Origin of the sequence: Streptomyces sp. XH2, from assembly GCF_049725035.1 — a bacterium.
In the GTDB taxonomy this organism is placed as follows: domain Bacteria; phylum Actinomycetota; class Actinomycetes; order Streptomycetales; family Streptomycetaceae; genus Streptomyces; species Streptomyces roseoverticillatus.
This window is the reverse complement of sequence record NZ_JBMMMZ010000015.1, coordinates 67,918-81,534: the sequence shown is the minus strand read 5'-3', so window position 1 is coordinate 81,534 and position 13,617 is coordinate 67,918. Positions and strand designations below refer to the sequence as shown.

The following is a 13,617-nucleotide window of genomic DNA, read 5'->3' as shown; positions in this document are numbered from 1 at the left end:
ACACCCCGCACCCTGACAGCGCATCAGAATCCCCGGTCCGGGCCGCGCCGCGGGCCGGGCCCGGCAGGCGTAACGGCAGGTCACCGGGGGTGACCCCGCCGTCACCGGGACGGCCGCCGCCGAACGCGGCGAACGGGTGACCCCGGACCCCCGCGCCGGGAGCCCCGGCCCGGGTCACCCGTTCGGCGGACCCGGCCCGCACCGGGCGCCCCCGCGAACCGTCCGCACGACCAGGACGCACGACCGGGATGCGCGCCAGGGGCGCGCAACCCCCGCGCGAATCACACGGAACGGTGACCCCACAGTCGGAGGGGTCACTTCCGCCGGGGGCGCGCGTATGCTCTGCGCCCATGGGGGAGGAGACCGAGGTCCCCGTCAACACCGAGGTGCGCGGCGAGACTTGGCGGGTCCGCATTTCCACGTCCGGCGGCGACGTCCTGGGGGCCGGCATCCTGCTGGCCGCCGATGCCGTGCTGACCTGCGCCCACGTCATCCCCACCGGCCCCGACGACCTCACGGGCCACGCCGTTCCCGGCGGGGAGGTGCTGGTCGAGCTGGTCGGCGTGCCCGGCGCCCGCCCCGTGCCGGCCCGGGTGGCCGACGGCTGCTGGGTGCCCGAGCTGGCGGACTCCCGGGGCGATGTCGCCCTGCTGACCCTGGCCGAGCCGCAGGACGCCCGCCACGCCGCACCGCTGCACCGGGTCGCGCCCACGCGCGGCCGGTCCGTCTGGATGTGCGGCTTCCCCAGCACGCGCGAGCTCCAGGACGGGGTCTGGTTCCGGGCCACCCTCGCCGGGCCGTCCGGGCCGCGCGGCGAGTGGGTGCAGATGTTCCCCCTGACCCCGGAGGAGACGGTCCGGCCCGGCTTCAGCGGCGCCGCCGTGACCGACGCGGAGACGCACCGCGTCCTCGGCATGGTCGTCAGCCGCTACGACGACCGCTCCTCGGCCGCCCCCGCGAGCAGCCGGCTCCACCTGTCGTACATGATCCCCATCGAGACCGTCGTCCGGCACCTGCCGGCCATCGACCGCTACGTGAGCGGCGGCCGCGGCAACGGCCTGCCGTCGGTGCCGCGGGGCGCGGCCCGCGACCGCGAGTTCGCCCGCTGGCTGGCCCGCTGGTTCGCCGCCGCGGAGGGCACCCGGCAGGTGGAGGCGATCGTCATCAAGAAGGGCGAGGCGGTGCGCGCGGCGACGCTCAGCCGGGCGGTCGCCCTCGCGGACCGCGAGCTGCCCGCGGACGCACCGCTGCCGGCCCCGCGCAGAGCGCCCCTCCCCGTCGGCATACACCCGCCCTCCCCCACCCACGCACCGCCGCCCGGCACCCCGCCCCCGGCCGCCGCGCCCCGCAACGGCGCCGCACGCCGCCCCCCGTCCCCGTACGAGCCCCCCTCCCCCGTCCCCGAGGAGCCCGACGACGGCCCCCTGCCGCCCGTCGGCAGCGTCGACCTCGCCCTCGACGTCTCCGGGGAGACCGTCGCCGGCGTCGCCGGGCGCGTCGCCGACCGGCTCGGGCTGAGCCCCGCCGGGGACGACGGCTCGGCGGTCGGCCTGCTCGGCGCCGCCGCCGTGCCGCTGACGATCGTCGCGGAGGGCGTCGACTACGCGGCGGACCCCCTCGCGCTGGTCGAGTTCGCCGACCTCCTCGCCGCCCGGGGCGCCCGCCTGCTCCTCGTCTTCCGCAACCCCGAATCGCAGAGCCTGGAGCTGGCGCTGAGGATGGCTGACCCCGGCAAGGACGAGACCGCCGCCCGGCTCGACCGGGTGCGTGACCGCATCGACCACATCGCGCGCCGCGAGCGCACCGCCCACGACCGCACCGCCCTGATCGCCCCGGTGCGGCCCGTGCCGCAGCGAGCCGCCGCCCTGCGCCTGGACCTCACCGCGCTGCGCCGCCACCCGGAGCCGGGCGGCGCGCGCTTCCTCGCCGACCTCGGCGCCTTCGAGAGCACCGTGGAGTCGGAGCTGCTGCGCATCGAGGAGGTGATCGGCCTGGCCGAGACGCAGATCGCCCGGCGCAACGAACTGCGCGGCCGGCTGGAGGCCTTCTTCGCGCTGCTCGCCGCCCGCAGCCTGGAGGAGGAGCGGGCCGCCGCGCCGCTCTACCGCACCGCGCACAACCTCCTGCACCGGGCGCCCTGCGAGCTCGCCGAGGCCGAGCGCGCCGTGGAGCGCTTCGCCGAGGCCGTGCGCCACCACACCCACCGACCGCGAGGGGGCGACGCCTCGTGAACGTCCCGGCCGACCCTCCCGGCGCACGCCCGCCGGGCCCCCGTGCCGCCGCCCCGGCCCCGCCCGCCGTCGGCGCACCCTGCCCCCGGCGCGGCTGCGACGGCCGCGTCGAGTCCACCGGCTTCTGCTCCACGCGCGGCCACGGCGTCCGGTCCGCGGAGCCCGGCGGCGTCCCGCCCGTGCCCGACAGCCCGTCCACCGCCGGCACCCTCAGGCGCGCCGAGACCGACCAGCTGTTCACCGTCGGTCCCGCCGGCGACGGCCTGCTCGACCTGCCCGTCATCGCCACCCCCTCCCCCCAGGCCCTCGTCGTCAAGGACCCCGGGCTCCCCCTCGGCGGCAAGACCTGCGGCCACGAGGGCTGCACCGCCGTCGTCGGCAGGTCGTACAAAGGACAGCCGGCCCTGCCCGTCGGCTACTGCGAACGCTGCGGCCATCCGTACGACTTCACGCCCCGCCTGGCCCCCGGCGACCTGGTCGGCGGGCAGTACCGGGTGGTGGGCTGCGTGGCCAACGGCGGCCTCGGCTGGGTCTACCTCGCCCACGACATCCGGCTCGACGGCAATCCGGTGGCGCTCAAGGGCCTGATCAACGACCGCGACCCCGTCTCCCTGCAGCGCGAGAAGGAGGAGCTGCGCGTCCTCATCAGCTCCGACCACCCGGACATCGTCCGCGTCATCAACTTCGTCTCCCACAAGGACACCACGGGCCAGAGCGGGGACGGCCCGGGCGGGGACGGCAGCCACACCCGCTACATCGTCATGGAGTTCGTCCGCGGCATGCACCTCTCCCAGGTGCACGACCGCATCACCCGCGGCGAGGGCCCCTTCGGCGAGGACCGCGTCTTCGAGTACGTCCTCTCCTACGGCTGCCGCATCCTCGACGCCCTGGAGAGCCTGCACCGCAAGAACCTCGTCTACTGCGACCTCAAGCCCAACAACGTCATGCACTACACGGACCGCATCAAGCTCATCGACCTCGGCGCCGTCCGCGACCTCGACGACCGCACCGGACACGTCCTCGGCGCGCGCGGCTTCACCGCCCCCGAGGTCGTCCGCATGGGCGTCGACGGGCTGTCCGTCCGCTCGGACCTCTTCGCCCTCGGCGTCACGCTGCGCACCCTCTCCGAAGGCTGCCGCAAGCAGCCCCCCGGCCTGGGTGCCGACTCCTACGCGCGGGTCCTCGCCCGCGCCACCGCCGCCGATCCGCGCGAACGCTTCGGCTCCGCCCGCGAGATGGCCGAGCAGCTGCGCGGCGTCCTGCGCGAGACCCGCTCGCTGCGCACCCGCACCGAGACCCCCGAGCCGTCCACCCTCTTCGCCGCCACGGCCACCCTGCTCGACTCCTCGCTCGGGCGCGTCCCGCCCCTGGAGCGCTGGCTGGCGGGCGAGCCGCGCCCGCTCCTGGGCCCCGGCCTGCCCGAGCCGGACCGCGTGCCGCACCACCTGCCCGTGCCGTACCCCGACCCGGCCGACCCGGCCGCCGCGCTGCTGGCCCAGCCCACCACCAGCGGCCCCCGCCGGCTCATCCAGCAGTTGTACGCCTCGGGCCGGGAGACCGCGGAGATCTGCTTCCGGCAGCTGCGCGCCCACCTCGAACTGGGCGAGCTCGACGCCGCGCGCGAGCGGCTGACCACCGCCCGCGCCCTCCTCGGCGACCTCGCCCCGTACGACTGGCGGCTCTGCTGGCACCAGGGGCTGCTGTTCCTCGCCCGGCGCGACACGGGGGCGGCGCAGGGCGAGTTCGAGCGCGTCTACCACGCCCTGCCCGGGGAGTACGCACCGAAGCTCGCCCTCGGCTACTGCGCCGAGAAGGCCGGGGCCCCCGCCGACGCCGAGCGCTATTACGACGCCGTGTGGCAGCGCAGCCGGTCGACGCAGGGCAGCGCCGTCTTCGGGCTCGCCCGGCTGCGGCTGGCCGCCGGCGACCGCACCGGCGCCGTCGCCCTCCTCGGCAGCCTGCCCGAGGTGTCCCGGCACTACGACGCGGCCCGGATCGCCTGCGTCCGCATCCTCGCCGGGCGGCTGGAGCACGGCGGCGGGCCCCTCCTCCCCGACCGCTCCGACCTCGCCGCCGCCTTCGGCCGCCTCCCCCTGCTCTACCTGGACGAGGGGCACCACGCCGGGCCCGCCCGCGACCGGCTGGAGGCCGAGACCCTCGAAGTGGCCCTGGAGCGCGTGGCGATGCGGACGGGAGCGGCCGCGCGCACGGGCTCCCGCCTGTTCCTCGGCCCTGACGACAGCACCGACGACGAGGAGTTCACCCTGCGCACCCGGCTGGAGGCGAAGCTGCGCCGGCTCGCCCGCCAGGCCCCCACCCCGGCCGGCCTGGCAGGCCTGGTCGACCTGGCCAACAGCGTCCGCCCCAAGACCCGCTTCTGACCCCGGGGGAACGAATGGACCGCAGCAAGGGACCGAGGCCGTGACCCGCGACGACGGGGCGGCCCCGGAGGACCGCGCGCCGACGGCGGCACTGCCCGCCCTGACCGCCCAGCTGGGCCAGAACAAGTACATGGCGGCGGGGTCCGGCACCGTGCCGGCCCACGCCGTCCTCACCGTCGAGGGCCACGGCCTGGCCGGGCTCACCACCCACGCCTCCTCCGCCGAGGTCGTCGTCATCGACTGCTCCGGCTCCATGAGCTGGCCCAGCACGAAGATCGCCGCGGCCCGGAAGGCCGCGGCCGCCGCCATCGGCGTCCTCCGTGACGGCACCCGCTTCGCCCTCGTCGAGGGCACCGACAAGGCCCGCGTCGTCTATCCGGCGACCGGCCGGATGGCCGTCGCGGGCCCCGACACCCGGGCCGACGCCGCCCGCACCGCGCACACCCTCGTCGCCGCGGGCGGCACCGCCATCGCCTCCTGGCTCGCCTGCGCCCGCGACCTCCTCACCGCCGACGGCCAGGACCACCCCATCCGGCACGCCCTCCTGCTGACCGACGGCAGGAACGAGCACGACCGGCCCGACGAGCTGGAGCGCGTCCTCGCGGACTGCGCCGGGAAGTTCACCTGCGACGCGCGCGGCATCGGCGACCAGTGGGCCGCCACCGAGCTGCGGGAGGTCGCCGGCCGGCTGCACGGCATCGCGGACGCCGTCGAGCACGACTCCGACCTGGAGGCGGAGTTCCGGCGGATGATGCGCAAGGCCATGGACAAGTCGCTGCCCGGCATCCGGATCCGCGTGCGGCTGCGCGTCGGCAGCGAGCTCCACTTCTTCAAGCAGGTGTTCCCCACCGAGCTCGATCTGACCCCGGAGGGCGTGCGGACCGGGGAGCGCACCTGGGAGTTCCCGACCGGAGCGTGGGGCGACGAATCCCGCGACTACCACCTGTGCGTCACCGCCGACCCCACCGGCGACCCGATGGGAGAGGACATGCAGCTGGCCTCGGTGGCCCTCGTCGCCGAGGGCGCGGACGACCACCCCGCCGAGACGGTCGTCTCCGTGCCCAGACCCGTCCCCCTGCTCGTCCACTGGACCGACGACCCCGTCCTGTCCACGCGCATCGATCCGCGCGTCGCCCGCTACAGCGGCTACGCCGACCTCGGCCGGGCCGTCAACGCCGGCTGCGAGGCCTTCGAGGCCGGGCGCCCGGGGACGGCGGAGGACGAGTGGGGCCGGGCGGTGCGGCTCGCGCACGACCTCGGCGACGAGAAGATGCTGCGCCGGCTGCGGCGGCTGGTGGAGGTGGAGGACGCCGGCGAGGGGCGGGTCCGGCTGCGCGACGAGATCACGGCGGGCGACCTCAACTCGGCGTGGATCGTCTCCAACCACAGCACGCAGACCCGCAGGCCCGGGGCGCCGCCGCGGGGCGCCCGCCCGCCGCACGAGCCCGGCCCGCCGCCGGCCGCCGTGCCGGGGCAGTGGCAGCGGAGTCGGCGCGGGGAGAGCGCCGCCGTGCCCGACGTGGAGTGCCCCGCGTGCGGCCGCGTCTCCCCCGGCACGGCGAGGATCTGCGCCCGCTGCGGCGCCGCCCTCCCGGCGGGGGACGGCGGCGCGCCGCAGCGGCGCGCCCGGCCGGAACAGGAGCCCCCGGAGCCGACCGCATGACCGCCCCCACGACCGCCCCGGCGGGGCCGGCCGGGCCCGCCGGCGCCGGGCCGTGGCTCGGCACCCGCCCCTGGCTGATACGCCGTCTGGTCGTGCTGCTGACGGCGACCGTGCTGGCCTGCGGGGCCCTCTTCACGGCCTACTACGGAGTGAGCCGGGGCGCGGACGAGGTCCCCGGCCGGACGATCCCGGCCATGGGCTACGTGGACGGAGCGGAGACGGCCCTGCGGCAATCGCTGGCGGCCGCGAAGACGGCCCTGAACAGCCCCGCCGCCCCGGCGGAAGGCCCCGGCGAGGAGTACAAGGCGAAGCTCAACGCCGCTTTCCGGAGCCTGGAGAAGGCCGCCGCGACCACCGTCGCGGACGGCGGCAGGAACGACCTGGACACCGTGGCCGGCCAGCTCTCCTCGTACGACTACCTCATCGGGCAGGCCGCCCACAGCCGAGCGGCCTCCGGCCGGGCCGACGAGCGGCTCCGCGACACCTACCTGCGCTACGCGGACAGCACGCTGAACCGCGAGAAGAGCGGCATCCTCCCCCGGCTGGAGGCGGTCCAGCACGAGCAGGCCCGGGTTCTCGCGGCACAGACGTCGCCCGGCCGGCTGCTGAAGACGGCCTGGGGCGTGGCCGTCGCGCTGTGGGCCGTGCTGGTCTGGCTGCTCGCCGACACCCAGCGCTTCCTGCGCCGCCGCTTCCGGCGCCGCTTCAACGGCCCCCTCGCCGGGGCCACGCTGCTGGTGGCGGCCCTCGTGCCGCTGCTCCTGCCCGCCGCCGATCAGCTCCAGGACGACCTCGACTGGGCCCGGGGCCACCGCGTCTCCGGGGGCGGGGAGACCGCGAGCGAGCACCTGGCGGCCACGCACTGGCTGACCATCGTTCCCGCCGGGATCCTCCTCGCGGCGGTCGTCGCCGCCGCGCTGGTCGTCCTCGGCCTCCAGCCGCGCATCGAGGAGTACCGCTTCGCCCGCGTCCCGCAGCGGCCCGGCCGGCGGATCCGTTCCTTCGAGGCCGCGACGGTGCTGCTCGCCCTGTGGCTGGTGCTCCTCTCCGCCGTCGGCGCCGGCGACGTGCGCACGGTGCACAACGGACGGATCAGCGTCCTCGCCACGTGGACCGACGCCGAGCAGGAGCGCTTCCAGGCGCTGCTGGACGCGTACGCCGCGAAGTACCACGTCAGCGTCGACTACCAGGGCACCACGGCCCTGCGCGAAGTGCTGCTCTCCCGGCTGAACGCGGGCAACCCCCCGGACATCGCGATCCTGCCCAGCCTCGGCGAGGTCCGGGCATACCTGAAGGAGACGCCCCGGCCGCGGAAGCTCGGCCCCGTCCTCGGCGAGACCCTGAACGCGTACGGCCCGTTGTGGGCCCCCCGGTTCGGCGACGAGGTCTACGCCGTCGCGGTCAAGGCCGACCTCAAGAGCATCGTCTGGTACGACCCGGCCCGCGGGCAGAGCCCGCGCGCGCTCGCGGCCCGGGGCGGCGGCCAGTGGTGCGCCGGCATGGGCGGCGACGGCACGTCCGGCTGGCCGGGCACCGACTGGGTCGAGGACATCCTGCTGCAGCAGAGCGGCACGGAGGCGTACGAGAAGTGGGCCCGGGGCGAGCTGCCGTGGACGGAGGGGCCCGTGCGCGACGCGTGGGAGGCGTTCGGCGGGATCTTCACCAAGGGCCCGGCCGCGGCCGCCCTGGACAGCGACTGGGGCCAGAACTTCCTCACGTCGAAGCACTGCGCCCTCCAGCACCAGGCCTCCTTCGCCCGCGACGCCGGTTACACCGGGCACGCCGCCTTCGCGCCCACGCGCGAGGTGCTGCCGGACATCGCCCGCCGCCCCGCCGCCACCGAGGTCTCCGCGGACTACGCGACGCTGTTCGCGGAGGAGGGCAGCAAGAGGGGCGACGCGGCCGAGGACCTGCTGCGGTTCCTCACCACCCGGCAGGCGCAGGAGGTGTGGGCCTCCGCCCTGTCCAAGGAGGAGAAGCAGCGCAAGATCAAAACCCACCCGGGCCGGCCGTTCTTCGTCACGGCGGGCGCGCCCCGGCCCGACCCCCGCGCCGAGCGGGTCAACGCCGCCATCGACGAGGCGCTCGGCGGACCCCGGCCCAAGTGCCTGGACGCCTCGGACGTGATGCCGCTCCGGATGCGGTTCGCCTTCCAGCACGGCGTGCTGGACTACCTCAGCGACCCCGGCCCGGAGAAGCAGCGGCAGGTGCTGGACTACCTGGAGGACGTGCGGAAGGAGCTGCGGGGCGCCTCGGGGGCCGCCGCGCCGCGCGTGTGCACGTGACGCCCCGCCGGGCGGGCTACTTCGCCAGGTCGTCCGGGCAGCCCGTCCCGCGCGGCAGCTTGTAGCGCGCCACGATGTGGTACGTGCCCGCCTTCGGCGCGTGCAGCAGCGTCCAGTCGTCCTCCGGCCGGTCCTCGCGGGCCTCCTGGACCTCCTTGGACAGGCAGCCGTTGACGTTGACCGGCGGCTCGCCGCGCGCCCCCGCCTTCGGCGGCTGGACGTCCTTGCCGTCCTTGTCGACCAGGCCGAGCCACGGCGAGTACGGGATGCGGATCAGGACCGGCCCGGCCTTGCCGACGGTGATCGTCAGGCCCTCGGCGTCCGTGCGCTCGACGACCGCGGGGGGATCGGCGAGGGGGGTCGGCGACTCCACCTCGAACAGCCGCCAGTTGTCGTCGGACCACACTTCGCGCAGGTACGGCTGGCCCTTGGTGACGAGCTTGGCCTCGTCGACGGCCGCGTGGTCCGGCTCGCCGGCGGGCAGCACCACGTAGTGCACGGCCCAGCGGTCGAGCCAGGCGCGGTAGCTGGAGGGGGTGAGCCGGCCCGGCTCGTAGAAGAGCGGGTTCCGCTCGCGGTCGGCCTGCCGGTTCCAGCCGCGGGCCAGGTTGACGTACGGGGTGAGGGCCGAGGACTCGCGGTGGCTGCGGGCCGGGACGACCTCGACGCGGCCGCGCGCCGCGTCGGCCTGCTGCAGCCGGTGCACCAGGGGCGCGAGCTCGCGCGCCCAGGACGCGGCGGGCGTGGTGTGCATGATGTCGCCGATGGAGACGGCGAGCTGCCAGATCGTGCACGTGGCGAGGGCGGCGGCCAGCGCCGTCCAGCGCAGGCCGCTCTTCAGCAGCTCGGCCGGGCGCGGCACCTTCAGCTCCGGCAGGGCCGCGACCAGCACCGTCCCGCCGAAGATCATGCCGAGCCGGGAGACGTTGGTGCCGATCTGGGAGGGAATGAGCCAGACCAGCAGGACGGCCAGGACGTAGAGCGCCGAGGCCATCCGGACCGTGCGCCACTCCTTGGGGACGAACACCACCCCGAAGATGCCGCTCAGCAGCGGCAGGATCGCCGAGACGAAGGCCATCGGCTGCTGGCCCGAGAACGGGAACAGCCACGCCGAGAGACCCACGACGACGGCCGGGGAGATGCCCAGCGCGTACGCCGCAGGTCGGCGCTTGCCCAGCCACAGGGCGGCCGCGACGAAGCCCACGAACAGGCCGGCGACCGGGCTCGACGCCGTCGCCAGCGCGGCCGCCAGCGCGGCGAGGCCGGCGCGGCCCCAGCGGTACTTGCCCTCCGAGCGCCAGCGCATCGGCCACGCGAAGATCACGGCGACGGCCGCCAGGCCGAACATCGTGCCGAGGCCGAAGGTGACCCGGCCGGAGATCGCGTTGCAGGTCAGCGCGAAGGTGCCGTACAGGGCCGGCACGAGCGGCCGGCGCACCACCCTGCTGCGCACGAGCAGCAGGGCGAGCAGGCCGGCGGAGAGCGTGCCCGCGATCATCATCGTGGTGCGGACGCCGATGCTGGCCATCAGGTACGGCGAGATCACGCTGTACGAGACGGGGTGCATGCCGCCGTACCAGGCGAGGTTGTACGCCGAGTCGGGGTGCTGGCCCACGAACTCCGCCCACGCGTCCTGGGCGGCCAGGTCGCCGCCGCTGTTCGCGAACACGTACACCCAGACCACGTGCGCCACGGCCGCGACGATCAGCGTCGTCAGCACGGGGCGGCCGGCCAGGGCGCGGCGGGTGCGGGCCAGGCGCTCGCGGAAGGCGGAGGACGGCGGTGCTATCCCGGCGGGGGTGCGCCCGTCCTGCTGGTCACCCGGCTCGTCCGGCTTGTCGGCCCGTGCCGGGCCCACGGTGGTCACTGCGGCTCTCCCCGTCTTCCCCCGAGGTCTTCCCCCATCGTCACGCTGTCACGGACTTGCGGGTAGCGCACGGCGCGGCACCATGCGCAAACCCTCGCGACGCTAGCACGCCGCGAGGGCCCGGCAGGGGCGGCGACCGCCGCCCCCGCCCACGCCGGCCGGCGCGACGCCGGCCGGGACGGCTCAGCCGAGGCGGGTCAGCTTCGACCCGAAGCCCGGCTCGGCCAGCGCCGACTTCAGCGCCACCGGCACCCGCACCTGGCCCGGGCCGCTGCCCACGGTCAGCATGCCGACCTCGGCACCGGACTTCGCCGCGTGCGGCAGCTTGTGGCCGCCGTCGTTCAGCGCCAGGTCGACCGTCAGGCCGGACCAGCCGACCGCGGTGACGTCCTTGGTCGCCACGACCGGGGTGCGGCCGCCGAGGCCGTCGTCCACGGCGCCCACGACGTCGCCCTTCTTGACGACCGTCTTCGCCTCCAGCGCCTTCTTCGCGGACTCGATCGCGTCCTTGGTCGCCGCGACCACCGAGTCGATGATCGGCGTCTTGTGCTGCGCCAGCACGGCGCCGATGATCAGCTGCGTCGTGCCGCCGATCTTCTTCTCCGCGGCGAAGAGCAGGTTGCCGCCGGCCGCAGTGGTCGTGCCCGTCTTGATGCCGGTGCCGTACAGCGGAACGATCGGGTTGAAGTTCTTCTGCTTCTCGCCGTTGCTGTCGATGTACTCCGTCAGCCCCGAGATCTCCCGGAAGACCGGGTCCGCCATGGCCTTCTTACCCAGCTTGACCAGGTCCTTCGCGGTGCTCTTGGTCGTCGCGTCGAAGCCGCTCGGGTCGGTGAAGTTCGTGTTCACCATGCCCAGCTCCTTGGCGGTGTCGTTCATCTTCTTGACGAACGCCTCCTCGGAACCGGCGTCCCAGCGGGCCAGCAGCTTGGCGATGTTGTTCGCCGACGGCAGCATCAGCGCTTCCAGCGCCTCGTACTCCGAGAGCTTCTGGTTCTCGGTCACCCGGACCAGCGACTCGCCCTCGGGCTTGCCCTTCTGGTAGTCGCTCACCGCCTTGGCGTCGACCGTCATCAGCGCGCCCTTCTTGTCACCCTTCTTCATCGGGTGGTCGCGAAGGGTGATGTACGCGGTCATCACCTTGGTGACGCTCGCGATCGGGACGGGCTTCTCCTCGCCGTACTCGCCCAGGCTGCCGAGACCGTCCACCTCGACGTACGCCTGGCCGGACGTCGGCCACGTCATCTGCGCCTTGTCGCCGTCGAACTTGAACGCCTTGTTCGCCGTGAGCACCAGCTTCGGCTCCGGCAGCGGGCGGAACGCCTGCACCACGCAGAAGATGATCGCCAGCAGGATCACGAGCGGGGTCCAGATCTTGACCCGGCGCAGCACCGTGCGGACGGGCGTCTCCGGCGGCGGAGGCGTGTTCGTCAGCTGCGCCAGCAGATCCAGCGGCGCGGCGGGGGCGCCGGCGGCGGCGCCTTCCGGCTTGGGGGACGGCTCCTTCGGCGGGGCGACGCTGACCGGGATGGCCGGCTTGGCGGGGGCGCTCGCCTTGGCGGCGGGCGGGGTCGCCTTGGCGGCGGGCTTGGCCTGAGCAGCGGGCTTGGCCGGGGCGGCCTTCCCGGCGACGGCGTCGTCGGACTTCAGCGGTACGAACTGGCTGGTCCGCTCGGAGTCGGAGTCCTCACGCGGGGCGGCCTTGGCGGGGCCGGCCTTGGGCGCACCGGCCTTGGGTGCGGCCGCCTTGGGCGCAGCGGCCTTGGGCTCGGGCACCTTGGGGGCCTTCATCAGCGCGGTCGGCTGATCGTCGGCGGAAGGCTCGGTGGAGGACTTGCCGGAGGCCTTGTCGGCGGACTTGGCAGCCGCGTCGCCCTTGGGCCGGATCGCACCGAAGACGGCGGTGGCCTGGTCTGCGGGCGCGGCGGGCTTGCCCTTGCCGTCACCGGAAGGCGCGCCCTTCGGCGCCGGAGCGGACTCCCCGTCCTTCGGCCGGACCGTACGGAACACGGCGGTGGCCTGGTCGGCGGAGCCGGCGGGCTTGTCCTTGCCGGGGGCGGAACCGTTCGCGGGGCGACCGGCAGCGGGCTTGGAGCCTTCACCGTCGCCGGCGGCGTCGTCGGTCTTGGGGCGGACCGTACGGAAGACGGACGTGGCCCGGTCGACGGAAGCGGAACCCTTTCCGTCACCAGAAGCGGAACCGTTCGCAGGGCGACCGGCAGCGGCGGGCTCGGAGCCCTCGCCATCACCGGCGGCCTCGCCGGCCTTCGGGCGGACCGTACGGAAGACGGACGTGACCCGGTCGACGGGCGCGGCAGGCTTGCCCTCACCGGAGGCAGAGCCCTTGGCGTCGCCGGAGGGCTCGCCCTTCGCCGCCTCGCCGTCACCCGACGCAGCGGGCTTGTCCTCACCGGAAGCGGAACCCTTGCCGTCACCGGAGGACCCGCCCTTCGCAGCCTTCGAGGCCTCGGCGTCATCGGCCGGCGCGGCGTCCTTCGTCCGGAGCGCGCCGAAAACAGCCGTGGCGCGGTCACCGGAAGCCGGGGCCTTGCCCTCGCCGGAAGGCGTACCCGCGCCCTTGCCGGCAGGGCTGCCGTTCACGGGCCGGTCGCCGTCGCCGTCGTTCTCGGCCTCGTCCTTCGAGGCCGCGGACGCGCCGGACGCGCCGGACGACGCGGACGCCCCGGCCTCATCCGGTTCGTCCCCGTCCGTTCCGGCCACCCACGCCGCCACCGCAGCCTTCAGCCGCGCGTCGCCGCCGGCCGTACGGCCCGAGTCGGCCTTTGCGATCGCATCGGCCCCGGCGGACGCCGCGGGCACTTCCTTACGGCCGCCTTCCGCGGCATCCGCGGCATCGGCGGCATCCGCTTTCCCGGACGGCTTTCCGGAGGATTCCCGGAAAACCCCGAGTCGCGGGTCGTGCTCGCCGCGCGTCGTCTCCCCCGACGACTTCCGCTGCTCCGACTTGCCGGGGGACTCGCCCGCCACCGATGCCTCCTCGAAATTCCCACGCGATACGCCACCGCGGGGTGCACCGCACCCCGCAGGCCGAACCTTCTCAAACGCTTACCAGTGTCCTGTGTCGCAGCCCCGTCACCGCGCAACCGCACCGCCAGAAGGGATGGACCGGGCTCACCGTCGTGCTAGACGAGACGACATACCTACCGGTTCCCACCCGAAGCCACCACGC

The 13,617-nt window shown here is 75.0% G+C and carries 6 protein-coding genes; 4 read left to right on the top strand and 2 right to left on the bottom strand.

Annotation, left to right across the window (positions count from 1 at the left end):
* Positions 1-350 precede the first annotated feature (350 nt).
* Genes ACOTKD_RS29160 through ACOTKD_RS29145 form a run of 4 tightly spaced genes read left to right on the top strand, consistent with a single transcriptional unit; the run spans position 351 to position 8,560 of the window.
* Positions 351-2,231, top strand: coding sequence for a trypsin-like peptidase domain-containing protein (locus tag ACOTKD_RS29160; protein ID WP_424891974.1), 1,881 nt, complete (start codon positions 351-353; stop codon positions 2,229-2,231).
* On the top strand, positions 2,228-4,612 hold the full coding sequence (locus ACOTKD_RS29155; protein WP_424891973.1) for a tetratricopeptide repeat protein: 2,385 nt from the start codon (positions 2,228-2,230) through the stop codon (positions 4,610-4,612). Before ACOTKD_RS29160 ends, ACOTKD_RS29155 begins: the two co-directional genes overlap by 4 nt.
* Positions 4,613-4,652: 40 nt before the next feature.
* Positions 4,653-6,275 carry a VWA domain-containing protein gene (locus tag ACOTKD_RS29150; RefSeq protein ID WP_424891972.1) on the top strand — a complete coding sequence of 541 codons (1,623 nt, stop codon included), beginning with the start codon at positions 4,653-4,655 and terminating at the stop codon, positions 6,273-6,275.
* Positions 6,272-8,560: an extracellular solute-binding protein gene (locus ACOTKD_RS29145; RefSeq protein WP_424891971.1), complete on the top strand. Its 2,289-nt coding sequence runs from the start codon at positions 6,272-6,274 to the stop codon at positions 8,558-8,560. Before ACOTKD_RS29150 ends, ACOTKD_RS29145 begins: the two co-directional genes overlap by 4 nt.
* A 16-nt stretch (positions 8,561-8,576) precedes the next feature.
* Here ACOTKD_RS29145 and ACOTKD_RS29140 read toward each other — a convergent pair whose 3' ends face one another.
* Positions 8,577-10,427 (bottom strand): MFS transporter, encoded by a 1,851-nt coding sequence (locus ACOTKD_RS29140; protein ID WP_424891970.1) that lies wholly within the window; start codon positions 10,425-10,427, stop codon positions 8,577-8,579.
* Positions 10,428-10,610: 183 nt separating this feature from the next.
* Positions 10,611-13,415 (bottom strand): D-alanyl-D-alanine carboxypeptidase, encoded by a 2,805-nt coding sequence (locus tag ACOTKD_RS29135; protein ID WP_424891969.1) that lies wholly within the window; start codon positions 13,413-13,415, stop codon positions 10,611-10,613.
* Between the last annotated feature and the right edge of the window lie 202 nt (positions 13,416-13,617).